The organism is Variovorax sp. Soil_C_26 (assembly GCF_057657075.1).
The window spans coordinates 696710-714579 of record NZ_JBDGJC010000003.1; the positions used below are offsets into that span (position 1 = coordinate 696710).

The 17870-nt window shown below is 68.8% G+C and carries 18 protein-coding genes; 7 read left to right on the top strand and 11 right to left on the bottom strand.

Annotated features, from left to right (window positions below):
• Positions 1-17 precede the first annotated feature (17 nt).
• Together AC3A6G_RS12695 and AC3A6G_RS12700 are read left to right on the top strand one after the other, a co-directional pair.
• A complete protein-coding gene (locus AC3A6G_RS12695; RefSeq protein ID WP_487858728.1) occupies positions 18-569 on the top strand; it encodes an NUDIX hydrolase in 552 nt (183 codons plus the stop codon).
• Positions 570-602: 33 nt separating this feature from the next.
• Complete coding sequence (locus AC3A6G_RS12700; protein WP_487858727.1) at positions 603-1082, top strand: CreA family protein; 480 nt, start codon at positions 603-605, stop codon at positions 1080-1082.
• Here AC3A6G_RS12700 and AC3A6G_RS12705 read toward each other — a convergent pair.
• Positions 1075-2751, bottom strand: coding sequence for an FAD-dependent oxidoreductase (locus AC3A6G_RS12705; protein ID WP_487873756.1), 1677 nt, complete (start codon positions 2749-2751; stop codon positions 1075-1077). The two genes, AC3A6G_RS12700 and AC3A6G_RS12705, sit on opposite strands and share 8 nt — an antisense overlap.
• Before the next feature lie 9 nt (positions 2752-2760).
• Complete coding sequence (locus AC3A6G_RS12710; protein WP_487858725.1) at positions 2761-3744, bottom strand: Bug family tripartite tricarboxylate transporter substrate binding protein; 984 nt, start codon at positions 3742-3744, stop codon at positions 2761-2763.
• A gap of 93 nt (positions 3745-3837) precedes the next feature.
• Between AC3A6G_RS12710 and AC3A6G_RS12715 the strand changes: the two genes are divergently transcribed.
• Both AC3A6G_RS12715 and AC3A6G_RS12720 read left to right on the top strand, forming a co-directional pair.
• Positions 3838-4749 (top strand): LysR family transcriptional regulator, encoded by a 912-nt coding sequence (locus AC3A6G_RS12715; RefSeq protein WP_487873757.1) that lies wholly within the window; start codon positions 3838-3840, stop codon positions 4747-4749.
• Positions 4750-4820: 71 nt separating this feature from the next.
• Positions 4821-5324 (top strand): murein hydrolase activator EnvC family protein, encoded by a 504-nt coding sequence (locus AC3A6G_RS12720; protein ID WP_487863676.1) that lies wholly within the window; start codon positions 4821-4823, stop codon positions 5322-5324.
• 19 nt (positions 5325-5343) lie between these two features.
• Here AC3A6G_RS12720 and AC3A6G_RS12725 read toward each other — a convergent pair whose 3' ends face one another.
• From AC3A6G_RS12725 to AC3A6G_RS12760, 8 genes are all read right to left on the bottom strand, one after another.
• A complete protein-coding gene (locus AC3A6G_RS12725) occupies positions 5344-6969 on the bottom strand; it encodes a phospholipase D family protein (protein WP_487873758.1) in 1626 nt (541 codons plus the stop codon).
• A 138-nt stretch (positions 6970-7107) separates the two neighbouring features.
• Positions 7108-9528 carry a catalase gene (locus AC3A6G_RS12730; RefSeq protein WP_487873759.1) on the bottom strand — a complete coding sequence of 807 codons (2421 nt, stop codon included), beginning with the start codon at positions 9526-9528 and terminating at the stop codon, positions 7108-7110.
• Positions 9529-9647: 119 nt separating this feature from the next.
• The gene (locus tag AC3A6G_RS12735) at positions 9648-10241 is read right to left on the bottom strand and encodes a hemerythrin domain-containing protein (protein ID WP_487873760.1); all 594 of its coding nucleotides are present in this window, start codon (positions 10239-10241) and stop codon (positions 9648-9650) included.
• A gap of 49 nt (positions 10242-10290) precedes the next feature.
• Positions 10291-10785: a hemerythrin domain-containing protein gene (locus AC3A6G_RS12740; protein WP_487873761.1), complete on the bottom strand. Its 495-nt coding sequence runs from the start codon at positions 10783-10785 to the stop codon at positions 10291-10293.
• Positions 10786-10906: 121 nt separating this feature from the next.
• On the bottom strand, positions 10907-11410 hold the full coding sequence (locus AC3A6G_RS12745) for a hypothetical protein (protein ID WP_487858718.1): 504 nt from the start codon (positions 11408-11410) through the stop codon (positions 10907-10909).
• A gap of 8 nt (positions 11411-11418) precedes the next feature.
• On the bottom strand, positions 11419-12198 hold the full coding sequence (locus AC3A6G_RS12750) for an alpha/beta hydrolase family protein (RefSeq protein ID WP_487858717.1): 780 nt from the start codon (positions 12196-12198) through the stop codon (positions 11419-11421).
• On the bottom strand, positions 12179-13318 hold the full coding sequence (locus AC3A6G_RS12755) for a DUF3182 family protein (protein WP_487873762.1): 1140 nt from the start codon (positions 13316-13318) through the stop codon (positions 12179-12181). The genes AC3A6G_RS12750 and AC3A6G_RS12755 overlap by 20 nt, the downstream gene beginning before the upstream one ends.
• Positions 13319-13367: 49 nt before the next feature.
• Positions 13368-14168, bottom strand: a complete 801-nt coding sequence (locus AC3A6G_RS12760) for an SDR family NAD(P)-dependent oxidoreductase (RefSeq protein WP_487873763.1) — start codon at positions 14166-14168, stop codon at positions 13368-13370.
• A gap of 253 nt (positions 14169-14421) precedes the next feature.
• Here AC3A6G_RS12760 and AC3A6G_RS12765 point away from each other — a divergent pair, with 253 nt between their 5' ends.
• A complete protein-coding gene (locus AC3A6G_RS12765; protein WP_487873764.1) occupies positions 14422-15024 on the top strand; it encodes a cysteine hydrolase family protein in 603 nt (200 codons plus the stop codon).
• A gap of 30 nt (positions 15025-15054) precedes the next feature.
• The gene (locus tag AC3A6G_RS12770; protein ID WP_487858713.1) at positions 15055-15447 is read left to right on the top strand and encodes a VOC family protein; all 393 of its coding nucleotides are present in this window, start codon (positions 15055-15057) and stop codon (positions 15445-15447) included.
• Positions 15448-15459: 12 nt separating this feature from the next.
• On the opposite strand, the gene AC3A6G_RS12775 is transcribed toward AC3A6G_RS12770, so the two are convergent.
• Complete coding sequence (locus AC3A6G_RS12775; protein WP_487873765.1) at positions 15460-15774, bottom strand: plasmid stabilization protein; 315 nt, start codon at positions 15772-15774, stop codon at positions 15460-15462.
• Positions 15775-15983: 209 nt separating this feature from the next.
• Between AC3A6G_RS12775 and AC3A6G_RS12780 the strand changes: the two genes are divergently transcribed.
• On the top strand, positions 15984-17768 hold the full coding sequence (locus tag AC3A6G_RS12780) for a thiamine pyrophosphate-requiring protein (protein ID WP_487863671.1): 1785 nt from the start codon (positions 15984-15986) through the stop codon (positions 17766-17768).
• Positions 17769-17870: the final 102 nt, after the last annotated feature.

The following is a 17870-nucleotide window of genomic DNA, read 5'->3' on the forward strand; positions in this document are numbered from 1 at the left end:
CCGACGGTCGGCCTCGCATGATCCTGCGCGTACCCATCAAGCACTGCAAGAACTGCGGCACCGCGGTGGTCTACCGCGTCCCCGACGACGGCGACACCAAGGAGCGCGCCGTCTGCCCGGCCTGCAGCACCATCCACTACGAGAACCCGCTCAACGTGGTGGGCACCATTCCCGTGCTCGGCGACAAGGTGCTGCTGTGCAAGCGCAACATCGAGCCGCGCTGGGGCAAGTGGACACTGCCCGCTGGTTTCATGGAACTCGGCGAGACCACGGCCCAGGGCGCGGCGCGCGAGACCGACGAGGAGGCCGGCGCCCACTACGAGATGGAAGGCTTGTTCGCGGTGATCAGCGTGGTGCGCGTGGGCCAGGTGCACATGTTCTACCGTGCCCGGCTGCTCGACGACCGCTTCGACCCGGGGCACGAGACCATCGAGGCGAAGCTCTTCACCGAGGAAGAGATTCCCTGGGAAGAGATCGCCTTCCGCACGGTGCGCGAGGCGCTCGAACACTATTTCGAGGACCGACGGCGCGGCAGTTTCGACCGCGTCCATGAACTCAGCATCGTCTGAGCCTCGGCATCGTTCAAGGGAGTTAAAAAACAAATGTCGAAAAGAACCGTTCGCACCGGCGCCCTCCTCGGGCTCCTGCTCATCGCCGCCTCGGCGCGCGCCGAAGCCATCGGCGAGGTGGACACCGCGTTCAAGCTCATCGGCCCCGACCACAAGATCGTGGTCGAGGCCTACGACGACCCCAAGGTCAACGGCGTGACCTGCTACGTCTCGCGCGCCAAGACCGGCGGGATCTCAGGCGCTTTCGGGCTGGCCGAAGACACCTCCGACGCCTCGATCGCCTGCCGCCAGGTCGGTCCGGTGAGCATGCCGCAGCCCCTGCCCAAGCGCGAGGAAGTCTTCAGCGAGCGGCTGTCGATCCTGTTCAAGCGGCTGCGCGTGGTGCGCATGGTCGACCCGAAGCGCAACACGCTGGTCTATCTCACCTATTCGGAGCTCCTGATCGACGGTTCGCCGAAGAACAGCATCACCGCGGTGCCGATCGATCGCGGCACGCCGATTCCGCTCAAGTAGGCCGTCCCTCGGCGGCGCGTGCCGCCCCCCGCAGCAGGGCGACCAAGGCGGCTGGATCGGCCGGCACACGGTCGCCGCGCCACACCACGTGCTGGTCGGCACGGCACAGCACCAGGCGATGGCGGTAGGCGCGCGGAATTTCCCCGGCCTCGACGTCGAGCACCGACAGCGGCAGCCGCGCGGCATGCGCCGCCTGCGCGAGCGCCTGGACATCCGCGCGGCGGTCGAAGCGCAGCAGCGTGTAGCCGGGGCCGAAGGCGTCGTAAAGCGAGCGCCCGTCGCTCAGCCACAGATGCGGCGCGCGGCAGCCGGGCACGGTCGATGGCGTGAAGTCGCCCATGGTGTACGGGGGAGCCTCCTCGCCGTCCGCCACGATGATGGGCGAGCCCGTGTAGAAATAGCCGAAGTTGAGGCCGGCGCAGCAGAACTGCTGCACATTCAGCGCGTACGCCTCGCGCCCGACCTCCGCGCGCAGCGCGTCGCCTTCGGGGCCCGGCGCCTCGATGTCCGGCGGAACGGCGCGGCGCGCGCGAATCATCTTCTGCGCATGGTCCATCGCGAACTGCGAGACCTGCTCGGTGATCGGCTGGCGCTCGGCTTCGTAGGCGTCGAGGATGCGCTCGTCGGCCCAGCCTTGCACGCAGGCCGCGAGCAACCACGAGAGGTTGATCGCATCGGCGATGCCGGCGTTCATGCCATAGCCCGCATACGGTACCCACAGGTGTGCCGCGTCGCCGGCGATGAACACGCGGCGGTCTCGGAAGCGGTCCGCCACCAGGCGGCGGCCCACCCAGTCTTCCTTGCTGATCACCTCGTAGCGGAAGTCCTCGCCGACGCCGAGGATCTCGCGGATCGAGCGGTCGCGGTCCACCGAATCGAACTCGGGCTCGTCGGCATTCAGATGGTTGTGCACCAGCCAGGTCTCGTGCCCGTCGATCGCGAACATCGTGCCGCAGCGTCGCGGATTGACCGCGTAGCAGGACCAGGCCGGCTTGCCCGGAATCATCGCGCGCAGCTGCGGCGCGCGGATGTAGGTCGATTGCACGCGCTGGATCACGGGCGTGCCTTCCAGCTTGGCGCCCATGCGCTTGCGCACGCCCGAGCTGCCGCCGTCGCAGCCCACCAGGTAGCGGCAGCGGATGCGGCGTGTGTCGCCGCTGTCGAGGTCGGTGGCAAGGGCGGTGACGCCCTCCGCGTCCTGCTCGAAGCCGGTGAGCTGCGTGCGGTTGAGGAGCTTCACGTTCGGCAGCGCGGCCGTGTGCTCGAGCAGGATGGGCTCGAGGAAGAGCTGGTTGATGCGGTGTGGCGGCTCGGGCGTCGGCCACCAGGCGTCGGGCCCCTCGGTCTCCGTATGGCGGTCGCGCCGGCACGGGATGGGAATGCGCGTGAGCTCGATGCCCGTCGCGCTGGTGCGGAACACCACATCGTTCGGGTAGTCGGCCGGCAAGCCCGCGTCGCGCAGCTTCTGCGCCACCCCCAGGCGGCGAAACTGCTCCATGGTGCGCGCCGCCACGTGGTTGCACTTGACGCTGGGCGGCTCGGCGTAGCGCCGCGTCTCCACCACGAGCACCTTCACGCCGCGCGAAGCCAGGTCCATGGCCAGCGTCAGGCCCACCGGGCCGGCGCCGACCACGAGCACGTCGGCCTTCAGTTCTTCCTTTTCCTGCATGTCGTGTCTTCAGTCCAGCTTGATGTTCGCGGCCTTGATGACCGCGGCCCATTTCTTCGTCTCCGCGCGGATGTAGTCGTCGAAGGCCTTCACCGTGCCGGGCGCGGGCTCCACGCCCAGGTTGCGCATGGCGGCCTGGATCTGCTCGTCCTTCAGCGCCGCGTTGATCTCCGCATTCAACCGCGCCACGATGGGCGTCGGCGTGTCGGCCGGCGCCACCACGCCGAACCAGCCGGTGGAGTCGTAGCCGGGCAGGCCGGCCTCCGCCACCGTCGGCACGTCCGGCAGCATCGGCAGGCGCTGCGCACTGGTGACCGCGAAGGCAAGCAACTTGCCGGCCTTGATCTGCTGCAGCGCCGAAGGCAGGTCCACCACGGCCAGCGGGATCTGGCCCGCCAACGTGTCGACGGCCGCCGGCCCCGAGCCGCGGTAGGGCACCTCGACCAGCTTCACATCCGCCATCTGCGCGAAGAGCGCCGCCGAAAGGTGCATGGCCGTGCCGTTGCCTCCGTGGCCGACCGAGAGCTTGCCCGGCTGTGCGCGCGCCAGCGCGACCAGTTCGGCCTGCGTCTTCACGCCGATGGAGGGATGGCCCACGATCACGAAAGGGATGGCCGCCAGCAGGCCCACTGGCCTGAAGTCCTTCTGCACGTCGAAGGGCATCTGCGCATAGAGGCTGCTGTTGGCCGAGAGCGCACCGGCGGCGCCGACGCCCAGCGTGTAGCCGTCGCCCGGCGCCTTGGCGGCCAGGGTCAGTCCGACGTTGCCGCCCGCCCCGGGGCGGTTGTCCACCACGACCGGCTGCCCCAGCCTGTCGTTGAGCTTCGGCACCAGCATGCGCACCACGGCGTCGGCGCTGCCGCCCGGCGGGAAAGTCACGATCACACGAATGGGTTTCTGGGGGAAATCCGCAGGCGCCTGGGCCCGCGTGGGGCCGGCGAGCAGTGCGGTGGCCCCGGCCAGCAGGACCAGGGCGCGGGAAAGTGTCTTCATCGAGCTTCCTTGTGATGTCTCCGAAAACGGATTGAACGGCAGCGCCATTCATTCGTAAATCAATAAATTACGAACGAAATATGATGTGACCTGATGAATCCCGCGCCCAAGTTCAGCCCGACCATCCGCCAACTGCGCGCCTTCCTCGCGGTGCACCAGCTGCGCAAGCTCAGTGCAGCGGCGGAGAAGCTGTACGTCACGCAGTCAGCCGTCAGCATGCTGATCCGGCAGCTCGAAGAGGGATTGGGCACGCGGCTCTTCGACCGCACCACCCGCTCGCTGCAGCCCACCGCCGCGGCCACCGACATGCTGCCGGCCGCCGAGCGCATCCTGCGTGACGTGGACTCGCTCTCGGCCGACTTCCGCGAGCTGGCGCAACTGCAGCGCGGCCGCATCTGCCTGGCGATCACGCCCACCCTCGCCGCCTTCCTGCTGCCGGCGGCGATCCGCGGTTTCGGCCAGGCGCATCCGGGCGTGCGGGTGGTGGTCGACGACTGCGCGCCGGACCAGTTCGTCTCGCGCGTCATCGGCGAGCATGTGGACTTCGGCATCGGCACGCCCGAGCGGCCGGGCGCCGAGGTCGAGACAGAGACGCTGATGCGCGACCACCTGAGCCTGGTGTGCGCTCGCGGCCACCCGCTGGCCGCGAGCGCCAAGCCGGTGCGCTGGGCCGACCTGGCAGGCCATCCAGTCATCACCATGCGTCCTGGCTACGGCATCCGGCCCCTGATCGACCGCACGGCCGCACAGGCCGGCGTCGTGCTCGACGTGGTCAACGAGGTCTCCTTCCTGTCGACTGCGCTTTGGATGACGGCCAGCGGCATGGGGCCGTCGATCATGCCCTCGGCATTCGCCAGGGCCGCAGGCGACGAGGCATTGGTGGTGCGCAGCCTGACGGCACCGCGCGTGTCGCGCGACGTCTTCGTGGTCACCAAGCGGGGCCGCTCGCTGTCGGCGGCGAGCCGCAGCTTCATCGAGACGCTGCGCCATTTACAAGTTTGCTAGCATGGCAACGGTGGCTCGCCCCGCGTGCCGACCGAAGGAACCCTCCGCAACGAACCCGTTCCAAGAGAGCCATGGACATCCAGACCCTTGTTTCCCGTACCGGCGCCGCAGTGCTCGTGGCCGCCGCCCTCGCCGCCTGCACCACGCCGCTGCCGCCGCCGCGCCCGGCCCCGACCACCCCGCCGCCGGCTCCGCAGCCCCAGGCGCTGTTCATCCGGCCCGCGAGCGGCGCCATCATTGCGCGCTTCGACGGGGTGCGCAACAAGGGCCTCGACGTCGCGGGCAACCTCGGCGACCCGATCGTCGCCTCGCGCGACGGGCGCGTGGTCTATGTGGGCAACGAACTGGCCGGCTACGGCAACATGGTGATCGTCAAGCACGACGAGACCTTCCTCTCGGCCTATGCGCATGTGCAGAACATCCTCGTGAAGGAGAACGCGGTGGTGCGCCAGGGCCAGAGGATCGCCGAAATGGGCAAGAGCGGCAGCGACCGCGTGAAGCTGCATTTCGAGATCCGCCGCAACGGCACGGCGGTCGACCCCGAGCCCTACCTGAACGGCCGGCTGCAGCAATAGCCCGCCTGCGGGCGCCGCGCTACAACAGGCTCTCGGGCACCAGTGGCGCGAGCAGCTCCAGCTTCCAGCGCGACCAGAAGTCGGTTTCCGGTTCGGTGTGCAGGATGGTGTCGGCGCCATCGCCCGACGCCGGGCTCACCCATTCGATGCCCCCATCGGGCCCGAGCTGCAGCTGGTAGGCGCCGTCCAGCCGCATGAACCCGATGAGGCTGGTGAGCTGCTGCGCAAGCTGCGGGCTGAAGATGAAGATGCCGATCTCGGTGTTGTGCAGCATCGAGCGCGGATCGAAGTTCATCGACCCGATGAACACCAGGCTGCGGTCGATCACGGCCGACTTGCCGTGCAAGCGCCCGCTCGCCGAGCCGTACATGCCGAAGCGCTTGGTCTCTTCCACCCGCTTGGGGCTCAGTTCGTAGAGCGCCACGCCGAGCTGCAGCATCTCGGGCCGGTAGCGCCGGTAGCCGATGTGAACCAGCGACTCGTCGGTCGCGGCCAGCGAGTTGGTGACGATGGTGTAGCTCACGCCCTTCTGCCGCACGATGCGCATCGTCTCCATGCCGCCGCGCCCCGGGATCAGGTAGGGCGTGGTTTGCAGGATCTCGTGCTCCGCGGCGCGCAGGTAGCGCCGCACGTTGTAGAGCACGCTGTCGGTCGATTCGTCGGCCGGCAGGCCGCGCGTCTCGTCGGTGCGCCCGAGCGCCTTCGCGGGCGCGTCGGCGTAGGCCTCGGCGCGGCCCCACACGAGCGACAGCGCGCCGGCGTCGAGGTCCTTCTCCAACGCGTTGTTGCCGAGCAGGTCGGTCGAGGTCAGCGGCTCGGGGTGCAGCGTGTCGGGCCCTGCGGTCAGCTGCTCGAAGCGCTCGCGCCATTGCGCCGGCGTGGCCACATTGGTCTGGACCAGCGACTCGAGCGGATAGACGTAGGGGCTGTTCCAGTACATGTCGAACAGCGACGACAACCGCGGCACCACCGTGCCGGCCACGAGCGTGTCGACGTCGATGAAGTTCGAGCCGCCGTCCCGCAGAAAGTACTCGTTCGCGATGTTGCGCCCGCCCATCACGGCCATCGTGTTGTCCACCACGAAGAGCTTGTTGTGCATGCGGCGGTGCGCGCGGTCGAAGTCGAGCAGCGACGCGGCCCAGCGCGTGCTCAGGCGGTCGCGGCCGGCCGGGAACGGATTGAACATCCGCACCTCGACGTTGGCATGCGCGGCCAGGCCCGCGAACAGCGGATCGGCACCCGCGGTGTAGAGATCGTCCACCAGCAGGCGCACCCGCACGCCGCGCTCGGCCGCATCGCGCAGCGTGCGCAGCACGTAGCGGCCGGTCTCGTCGTTCTGCACCAGGTAGTACTGCACGTCGATCGAGCGCTGCGCCCGACGCGCCAGCTCGATGCGGGCATGCAGCGAATACTGCGGCATCGGCAGCAGCCGAAAGCCGCTGAGCCCGCCTTCCGGCGGCGCCGCCGCCGCTACGAGACGGCCGAGCACGGTGTCCGCGCCATCCGAGATGGCCACCGACGGCCTGCGTTCCACCCCCGACGGCAAACCGGCGCAGCCCACCAGCAGCAGCAGCAAGGCGGCGCCGACCAGCAGCCAGCGCGCACGCCCGCGCCCGGGGTTTCGGAGAACGAGGTCTTCTGCCATCGGTGGGAGGTGTCGGGGTGCGGGGGGTGCGGCATATGTCATGCGCGCGGCTGGCGGTTTCTACCATGCCAGCGGGCACGCCGCCGCGCCCGGCACCCTCCCGGCCCAGGCGGTTCCTCGTCGACCTTCAGGTCGCGCCTACGGCATGGCCACGGCCGCCCCCAATTCGCGTGCTGGATGGCGATGCAGCGCCAGCGCGCCCACGAAGGCACTCAGCGCGGCCTCGAAGTTCTCGGCGCCGCCCTGCAGCACCCCCGGATCGGCATCGCCCGAGGGCAGCCGGTCGGAAACCTTCGCATCGGCCAGCAGCGAAGCCGACGCGCCGAGCGCGAGGATGGTCTTGCCGTGCTGGTACTGGTCCTTGATGAACTGCTCGGTATGGAAGTCCTTCGAGAGGATCTGCACGGCCTGGGCGCCATCGGGCAGCACGAGCGCGTCGAACAGGAACCCGGGTTCGTTCTCCAGCGACGCGTCGGCCTCCATCGTCTCGCCCTCCGCGGTGCGGAACGGTCCGATGCGCGGCCCCACCAGCCGGCCCACCGCGCCTTCGGCCAACAGCGCGGCCTGGATCGCCGCGATCTGACCGCCCTGCGCGCCGTCGGCCACGAGCAAGGCCACCTTGCGCGTGCGCACCGACCCGTCGCCCGGGCGCGCCATCAGCGACAACGCAGGCGACCGCGTCACCTCGGGCTTCGGCGGCTGCGGGAGTGCGCGCGGCAGTGCCGGCGGCACGGGAATGCCGAGCCCGTCGGCCACCTGCTGCGCGAGCGCCGGCGAGGCGTTGACGAGGCTCGCCACCACGCGCTCGCGCACGGCCGGCACGGTGCACTTCGACAGCTCGAAGCGGAACGCCGCCGCGATGTGCGCCTGCTCGGCGGGTGTCTGGCTTTCGAAGAACAGCGTCGCCTGCGTGTAGTGGTCGGCGAACTTCTCGGGTTTGCCGCGCACCTTGTCCTGGTCCACGATGCGCTGCGGAAAGGTCATGAAGCCGGCCGATGCCCCGGCCTGGAACGGACAGCCGCCGCCCAGCGAATTGGGCTCGTAGGCGACGCGTCCGCGGTGGATGGCCTGGCGGTGCATGCCGTCGCGCTGGTTGTTGTGCACCGGTGCGATCGGCGCGTTGATCGGCAGCTCGTGGAAGTTCGGTCCACCGAGGCGCGTGATCTGCGTATCGACATACGAATGGATGCGCCCGGCCAGCAGCGGGTCGTTCGTGAAGTCGATGCCCGGCACCACGTGCGCAGCACAGAAGGCCACCTGCTCGGTCTCGGCAAAGAAGTTGTCGGGGTTGCGGTTCAGCACCAGGCGGCCCACGGGCGTGAGCGGCACCAGTTCCTCGGGCACGATCTTGGTGGCATCGAGCACGTCGAAGCTGAAGGCCTCGGCCTCCTCCTCGGTGAATATCTGCAGGCCCAACTCCCACTCTGGAAACTCGCCGGCCTCGATGGCCTCCCACAGGTCGCGCCGATGGTAGTCGGGGTCTGCGCCCGAGATCTTCACCGCCTCGTCCCACACCAGCGAATGCGTGCCGAGCACCGGCGTCCAGTGGAACTTGCAGAACACCGAGTTGCCGGCGTCGTTCACGAGCCGGAAGGTGTGCACGCCGAAGCCCTGCATCATGCGGTAGCTACGCGGGATGGCGCGGTCCGACATCTGCCACATCAGCATGTGCGCCGACTCGGGCATGAGCCCGACGAAGTCCCAGAAGGTGTCGTGCGCGCTCGCGGCCTGCGGCATCTGGTGATGCGGCTCGGGCTTGACCGCGTGGACCAGGTCGGGAAACTTCATCGCGTCCTGAATGAAGAACACGGGCATGTTGTTGCCCACCAGGTCCCAGTTGCCCTCGTCGGTATAGAACTTGACCGCGAAGCCCCGCACGTCGCGCGCGGTGTCCTTGGAGCCGCGCTCGCCCGCCACAGTCGAGAAGCGCACGAACACCGGCGTGATCTTCCCGGCCTCGCGCAGCGGCGCCGCCTTGGTGAACTGCGGAATGCCTTCGTAGCTTTCAAAGTAGCCGTGCGCGCCCGATCCGCGGGCATGCACGATGCGTTCGGGAATGCGTTCGTGGTCGAAGTGCGTGATCTTCTCGCGAAGGATGAAATCTTCCAGCAGGGCCGGGCCGCGCAGGCCCGCCTTGAGCGAGTTCTGGTTGTCCGCGATCGGCACGCCCTGGTTGGTCGTGAGCCGCTGTCCGCCCGAATCCACGCGTACCCGGTCGAGCGACTCGATGGTGGCGTTCAGGCCGGGCATCGCCATGCCGCCGGTCTTCTCGGAGCCGACTTCCTCGGACAGCGTGCTGGCCGTCGCGGCCGGCGACAGCGGCGCGACCGACTGCCCCTGCGGCGGCCGCAGCGCGTTGGCATGGCCGTGCTCGAGCGGCTTGCCGACATTGAACGGCATGCTCGCCGCCAGTGCCTGAGCATGTGCCGCTTTCTGCGAAGGCGGATCGCGTGGCTCGCCCGGCGGCAGGTTGGCGGCACCGCTGTCGGTGTTGCGGGCGGCTGCGGCTGCGCTGGTCGCGGCGCTGTTGGAAGTCGGGGGCTGTTTGGAACGAGGCATGAAAACTCCTAGGTAAGAAAAAGCCCGCGGCGCGAACGCAGCGGACAGCAGGAAGCGGTCGACCCCGATGTGCACCGGGGCCGACGCCTGGAGAAGCCAGCGATATCAATGCGGCGCGCTCATGCGCGCGCGTGCCTGCGTAGATGGCCGCTTCGGCGCGCCAGCAACAGGCCGGCCGCCGCCAGCCCGACCACCGCGATGGCGGCGCTATTGCCCGAGGCTGCGCGGCCCATGTCTACCGCGATTTCGCCCGAGCGGGGACCGACCAGCTGCAGGCGACGCTTGGTCATCTGCGCCCCAAGGTCGCCGAGCCGGTCGGCCAGCAGCGTCTCGGCCGCGGGCAGCACGATGGTTTCCTCGTCCGCCACGTGGTGCATCACGTCGCGCATCAGCGCGGCGAGCGTATCGTCGTAGTCGCGCGCTTCGGGCTCCATCGCGCGCAGCAGGCCGATGAGCCGCCGCATCTCGGCATGCTCTTCCATCGACTTGTTGATCCGCTCGTCGTCCGTCACCTTGCGCACCTCGGGATAGAAGATTTCTTCCTCGAGCTGCGCATGGATTTCAAGCGCGGTGCAGATCGTGTTGACCAGGCCCTTCTTCACCCGCGCCGACGCGCTCGGCTTGTACTGGTGATAGGTGGACATCACGTGCGTGTGATCCAGGCGAATCATGTTGGTCGCCGTGGGGAAAAGCCGGGAAACGAGACCGGTCATAGGACCTCCACAGGAAAGTGGGGAGGCACCAAGGGCGCCTCCGGGGGCGTCAAGCCGATGCGGTGAGCTCTTCCATGAGCTCTTCCTTGCGCGCGGTGAGCTGATCGCGCATGGCGACCAGGTCAAGGCCGCGCGCAGCGCGTGCCTTGACGAAGATCTCGTTGCGCTCTTCCTTCACGTGGTGGTCGATGTACTCGCCGAGCACGATGACCTTGGCGTCGAACATGTCGTCGACGTCGGCAGCGCCTTCGATCTGCGCGATCAGGTCCTTGGCGCTCGCGTGCTCGACCTCGGCTTCGTCGAGGAGATCGGTCTCGCTGAGCGCTTCGCGCAGCGCGGGATAAAAAATCTCTTCCTCGATCTGCGCATGGACCGTGAGTTCCATGCAGATCTGGTTGGCGAGTTCGCGCTTCTTCTGCTGCACGCTGGCGGCGCGCGAGTGGGTCAGCTCCTCGTACTCCTTGAACATCTTCTTGACGTTGCGGTGGTCGGTGTCGAGAAGGCTGCAGGCATCGGGTGCCGAGCGCTTGGTGGAAGTGGGCATCGTGGGCTCCGGTTTGTTGAATGGGGAACTCGAAGATGGAAGGACTGCCGGGCGCGCGACGTAGGAAAGCTCCTTGAGTGAACGTACTAGCCGCACTACGAACCGCACTGCGCGGCGGCCGTCAGCGTGCGCGGGCGCCGCGCTGCGCCAGCAGGCAGCCTGCGGCGAGCCCGATCGCGAACAGCCCGTAGACGACGCCCATCGACAGCGTCGAGAGGTGCCGCTCGAAGCCCGGCGTGAGGCGGCGCGGCGTGACGGTGTAGTCGATCGTGCAGGCCACCACGGTGGCCACGCCGGCACCGGCAAGGGCTTGCGACACGGTCCGTGGCGGATGCCGCTCGGCATGCAGCCAGGCATAGAGCACCGCCCAGAACACGGCGCTCGCATGGTGCGTGGCATAGCCGATCCCGGTGTGCCTGAGCGTGGGCCGCCGTGCGGCAAAGGCTTCGTCGTCGCCCCAGAGCCAGTGGCTGGTGGCGTTGGTGGGCGCCACCATGCTGCCGGCCTCGCGACGGCCGCAGAGCATCAGCGCGGCGGTGGAGGCAAGGCTGGCGCAAGTGCCGGCAACAAGGCCGGTGCGCAGCACCGGAAGCAGGCGGGGTGAGTCATTCGTTGCAAAGGTCATGGCGAGCCTCATGCGGGTGATTGGGAAACACGACGAGCCAGGCCGCCGGTCGCGCTTGCGCCGAGGGTCATCTCGGTCATCCACGACACCAGCAACTGCCCGTAGGCCTGCCGGTGCGACTGCTTCGACAGCGCATGGTCGGCGCCGGACAGCACGCGGTAGGTGGCCGAGCGCACGCGCTTGAAGGCGCCCAGGTAGTTCTCGATCACCGGGTGCGGCACGATCTGGTCGTGCTCCGATTCGACGATCAGCACGTCGCCCGTGAACGCCTCGCAGGCCGCGAGCGCGCGGTTGTCGCGCGGGCCGACGAGCGTGCGCCGGTAGGCCACCAGGTCGGGCCTGCTGAGCTGCCCCTTGGGCGCCAGCCACTCGCGGTCGCGGTAGAGCGCGGGCGCGCGCAGCGCGAGCCAGCGCACCGGACGCATGGCACTGACGAGCGCGGCCAGGTAGCCGCCGTAGCTGCTGCCGACGATCGCGATCGCTTCGGGGTCGACGGTCGGATGGCTGATGAGCGTGTCGTAGGCGGCGAGCACGTCGCGCAGGTTGTCCTCGCGCGTGACCTCCTGGCGCAGCGAGGCATGGCGCGCATGGCCGCGCAGGTCGAAGGTCAGGCAGACGCAGCCGAGCGCGGCGATCTCGTGCGCACGCGCGATGTACTGCTCCTGGCTGCCGTCCCAGCCATGGACCAGCAGCACGCCGGGCACCATGGTGGAAGCGGCGACGAGGGTGCCAGCGATGTGCTGGCCGTCCACGGAGATGTCGATGAAGTTATGTCGTGTCGCTGTCATAAGGTTGAAACAGGGCGTACTTGGTCAGCGGTCCGACCTGACGATCTACGCCTTGGTAGTGCACCGTGGCGCCGGCCGGCACGTCGGGTGCGTCGCCATAGGCCTCGAAGCACGAGACGCGCACGCGCTCGAGCACCGGGTCGCGCCAGAAGCATTCGAGCGCGACCATCTCGGCGCCGGTGGCGCCGCCCACGCGCCACGACTGCTCGAGAACGCCCGATCGCCAGTGGCCGTCCGGCGGGGTTCCCTGCGCCACGTCGTAGTTCACGCGCGATGCGAAGAAGCCGGGGTAGCTGTCGATCACCGCCTGGTGGTAGCGCCGCGCCTGGTCGATCGCGAGCCGCAGCGCCGGCATCGGCTGCGTGGTGGCGAGCAGCGCATCGAAGTTGCCGCGCACCAGCGTCAGGTCGGAGCCGCCATAGACCTGCTGGCCGGCGTTGTCGGCGGTCATGCGCTGCCGGCCGTAGTAGCTCACCAGCATCTGATCGACAAGCACCTGCCCCACGCTGAAGGTTTCGGGCCGCGTGAGGTTCTGCTCGATCACCACGCCATGCAGCCCGATCTCGCTCTCGTCCATGGCCGCAAGGCAGCGGTCGAGCGCTTCGGCATCGGCCGCCACCGACTGGCCGCGCCCGCCGGTGGCGCACACGGGCTTGATGCGCACGGTGCCCCGGTCGAGCAACTGGCGGCCGGCCCAGCACGCGTCTTCGAGCGTGAAGGCCGAAAAGCCGTCGAGCACCGCATCGGCGACGGCGGCGGCGAAGCCGGGCGCCCAGCCTTCGGGGCAGACTGCCGCCCGGCCCACCAGCGGATGCGTGATCGCCTTGGTGGCCACGAAGGGATACGGCACCACGCCGCCGAACAGGTCGTGCGGCGTGGAGATGCCGAGCGAGCGCGCCAGTTGCGTGCTCGCGATGGTGTCGCTCGGCACGAAGTACAGCGGCGTGCCTTCGTGCGCGCGCGAGGCGTCGAATTCGCCCGTGAACCGAAACTGCTTCAGTGCCGCGAGCCGCTCGGCGAAGTTGCTGCGCGTGGCGCGTTCGTGGTCGCTGGCGTAGGCCTGCGGATCGGCGCTCCACACCACCACGCTGCCACCGGTGCTTTGGAGGACCGTGTCCACGAGGGCAGCTCCCGAACCGAAGAGGGTGTCCATGGCATGCGCCCGTTCGTCAGCGGCTCGCGGCCGTGCCGGGCTCCGCCATCCGGCGGTGCTGCTTGGCCAGCAGCTCCGAGGGCGTGATGTTGGCGACCACCGCCTGGAACTTGTTCTTCCAGCCCGCGACCACGTCGCCCTCGCCCTTCATCATGGCGTCGAAGCCGATCTTCGCCACCTTGGCAGGATCGGCCTTCCTGTCGTCCTGGCCGACCTTGGTGTCGAGCATGTCGGCCCGCTCGAAGAACTCGGTGTCGGTCGGGCCGGGCATCAGGCAGCTCACGGTCACGCCGCTGTCCTTGAGTTCGTCGCGCAGCGCGAACGAGAACGAATCGAGGAACGCCTTGGTACCGTTGTAGACGGCCTGGAAGCTGCCGGGCATGAAGCCCGCAATCGAGCCGGTGATGAGAATGCGGCCTTCGCCGCGCGCGCGCATGGCGCCGCCGACGCGGTGGACCAGGTAGAGCGTGCCGGTCACGTTGGTGTCGAGCACGTGGCGCGCATCCGCAAAGCTCTGGTCGAGGAACGCATGGCCGAGGCCGCGGCCCGCGTTGGCGAGCAGCGCATTCACCGGCCGCTGCCCGGCGGCGGCAAGCAGGCGGTCCACGCCCTCGGTGGTGGAAAGATCGGCCTGCACCGGCTGCACCTCGACACCGCGCGTGCGCAGCTGGACGGCTGCATCTTCGATTTCGGGCTCGTCGGCCGCGATCAGCAGGTCGAAGCCCTGGTTGGCGCAGCAGCGCGCGAGTTCCAGGCCGATGCCCGAGGAGGCGCCGGTGACGATCGCAAAAGGTCGGTTGAAAGCGAAAGTGTTCATCGGGAAAGCTCCTTGTGAACGGGGACGAAGGACAGCACAAATCAGGCATCGCTCGAGTCCATGGTTGATCCGCTTCGGCCCGCGCGGGGCGGGATATCCCGCGAGCTTGTGAAAGCGGCCTCCTACGCGTGACGCAGCCCCTGGGGGGACGGCCGCAACTTGCGCGATCACGCGCGGCTCTCCTACGGGGCCGCCGCGGCCCGTTGGCCATCGTGCGACCAGCGCCACTATCGACCGACGACCTCGCCAGCCCATGGCTTCCGCTCCACCGCCTGTCCTCGCTTCCGAACCCGCCGCCGGCCAGACCGCCTTGCTGATCATCGACATGATCAGCGTCTGGGATTTTCCCGACGCCGAGAAGCTGCTGCCCGGCGCCCTTTCGATCGCCCGCCCGATCGCAACGCTCAAGGCGCGCTGCAGCCGTGCCGGCGTGCCCACCATCTACGTCAACGACAACCGCGGGCGCTGGCGTTCGGACCTGCGCAGGCTCGTCGACATGTCGCTCGAGGCGGGCGGCGCGGGCGCCGAGATCACCTCGGCGCTGCAGCCCGCCGAAAGCGACTACTTCGTGCTCAAGCCCAAACAATCGGCGTTCTTCGCGACCCCGCTCGAACTGCTGCTGTCCTACCTGAAGGCCCGGCGGCTCATCGTCACCGGGGTGGCGAGCGACCAGTGCATCTGGGCCACTGTGGCGGATGCCGGCATGCGCGACTTCGACGCCGTGGCGCCGCGCGATTGCGTGGCCACGCAGTCGCGCGAGCGCAACGAACGCTTCCTGCGCCAGGCCGCAGAGGCCTTGCGAGTTCCGACCACGCCCGGCCCGCGCATCCGCCTGCCCGCTGCGCGCCACCGCTGAGCAGCCACGAAGAACCGGAGCTTCCCATCCATGTTCGCGCATATCCAGCTCGGGGTCCACGACCTGCGCCGCATGACCGCGTTCTACGACGAGGTGCTGCGCCACGTCGGCATGGTGCGCTTCACCGACCTTTCACGCGTTGGCCCGGCCGGCGTGCTGTGGCGCCACCCGGGCACTCGCTGGCCGCAATTCGTCATCCACCATCCGTTCAATGGCTTGCCGGCGACCGCGGGCAACGGCTCGCAGGTGAGCTTTCTCGCGCGCTCGCACGAGGCGGTCGATGCGGCATGGCGAGGCGCTTTGTCGCGCGGTGCCACCGATGCAGGTGAACCGGGGCTGCGGCCGCGCTATGCGGCCGACTTCTACGCGGCGTATTGCATCGACCCCGAGGGCCACAAGCTCTGCTTCGTGCATACGCCCTGACAGGCTCCGGGTTCAGCCGCTTCGATGCTCCGCATTCCGCTTCCGCGTGGCGGCGGCCTTCTTCGCCGATGCCGAGCGCTCCGCCGCCGTGCGCGACGCGGCCGCAGCCCCGCCCTTGTGGCCGCCCTTGCGCGACGGTGCATGGTTCTCGGCCTTGCCGCGGCCGCTGCCGCTCTTCTTGCCGCCGCCGGTCTCGGCGTTGACCGTGGACCAGGCACGCCGTTCGGCCTCGCCCTTGCCAACGCCGCGGTGCTCGTAGCTCTCCTCGATGTGCTCGGCCTTGCGTTTCTGCTTGTCCGTGTAGGCCGACTTGTCGCCTTGGGACATGACTTTGCTCCTTCTGCATGAACAAGGTTTCATCCTGCGCGCCGCACGAGCACGTCGGGTCGGAAGACGCTGGGGACGGGCGTGGGAGAAGTCTGGCGACCACTCTGCCGCCGCCTGTGGGACTGCGCCGACGAAACCTGGGGCCGGTTGAACGACAGCCACGCGCGCCGCCCGCGCCGAGCATGGACGGCCGACAACATGGAGTGCCAATGACGAAGCAGACGGTCAGCGATTTCGTGGTCCAGCGGCTGCACGACTGGGGCGTGCGGCGCATCTACGGCTACCCCGGTGACGGCATCAACGGTCTCATGGGTGCGCTCGACCGTGCCGATGGTGCGATCGAGTTCGTGCAGAGCCGGCATGAGGAGCTTTCGGCTTTCATGGCGTGCGCGCATGCCAAGTTCTCGGGCGAGGTGGGTGTCTGCCTCGCCACCTCGGGCCCGGGTGCCATCCACCTGCTCAATGGCCTCTACGACGCGAAGCTCGACCACCAGCCGGTGGTCGCCATCGTGGGCCAGCAGAAACGCAGCGCACTCGGCGGCGACTACCAGCAGGAGGTGGACCTGGTCTCGCTGTTCAAGGACGTGGCGCACGAGTTCGTGCAGATGGCCACCAGCGCCGAACAGGTTCGCCACCTCGTCGACCGCGCGATGCGCATTGCGCGCGACCGCCGCGCCGTGACCTGCGTGATCTTTCCCAACGACGTGCAGGACCTGCCCGCGGTGCCGGTGCCGCCACGCGAACACGGCACGGTGCACAGCGGCATCGGCAGCACGGCCATTGCGCAGGTGCCGAACGCGATCGCACTCGGGCGCGCGGCGGAAATCATCAACGCCGGCCAGAAGGTCGCGATCCTTGCAGGCGCGGGCGCCCTGCACGCCACCGACGAATTGATCCAACTGGCCGAGCACCTCGGCGCCGGCGTTGCGAAGGCGCTGCTCGGCAAGGCCGCGGTGCCCGACGACCTGCCCTTCGTGACCGGCGCGATCGGCGTGCTCGGCACGCGGCCCAGCTCGCGCATGATGGAAGAGTGCGACACCCTGCTGATGATCGGGTCGTCGTTCCCCTATGCCGAGTTCCTGCCGCCCGAAGGCCAGGCGCGTTGCGTGCAGATCGACGCCGATCCGCGCGCCATCGGCCTGCGCTACCCCACCGAGCTGGGCCTGGTCGGCGACAGCCGCGCCACGCTCGCGGCCCTGCTGCCGCTGCTCGATGCGAAACCGCACGGCCCCTGGCGCAGTGGCATCGAGGCCGACGTGGCGAAATGGTGGCGCGTGCTCGAGGCGCGCGCGCACGTCGAGGCCTCGCCGCTGAACCCGCAGCGGGTGTTCTGGGAACTGTCGTCGCGCTTGCCCGAGCGCTGCATGCTCACCTGCGACAGCGGCTCGGCCGCCAATTGGTATGCGCGCGACGTCAAGCTGCGGCGCGGCATGAAGGCCAGCCTCTCTGGCGGACTCGCCACCATGGGCCCGGCGCTGCCCTATGCCATCGCGGCCAAGATGGTGCACCCCGACCGCCCCGCGGTCGCGATGCTCGGCGACGGCGCGATGCAGATGAACGGACTGAATGCGCTCATCACGCTCGCGCGTGTCTGGCGCAATTGGCGCGATCCGCGGCTCGCGATCATGGTGCTCAACAACCGCGACCTCAACCTCGTGACCTGGGAACAGCGTGTGCTCAGTGGCGACCCCAAGTTCGATGCCTCGCAGCAGCTGCCCGACTTTCCTTATGCGCGCTTCGCCGAGATGCTCGGCCTTGCCGCGGTACGCGTCGACACGCCCGAGGCCATCGCCCCCGCATGGGAAGCTGCTTTTTCGGCCGACCGACCGATGCTGCTCGAGATGGTGACCGATGCGGCCGTGCCGCCGCTGCCGCCCGACGTCTCGCTCGCACAGGCCAAGGCCTACTTCTCCGCGCTATGGCAGGGCGACCCGGAAGCGATGCGCACCATCAAGGCGACCGCGCGGGAATACTGGGCCAGCGTCACCGCCTGAACGCCCGCCGGCGGCTCACTGCAGCCTAGGGCCTGTTAACACTACGCAAGGGGATCGCGTTGCTTCGCCAAGGGGCTGGCTGCAAGGCGCCCGCGCGCAGCA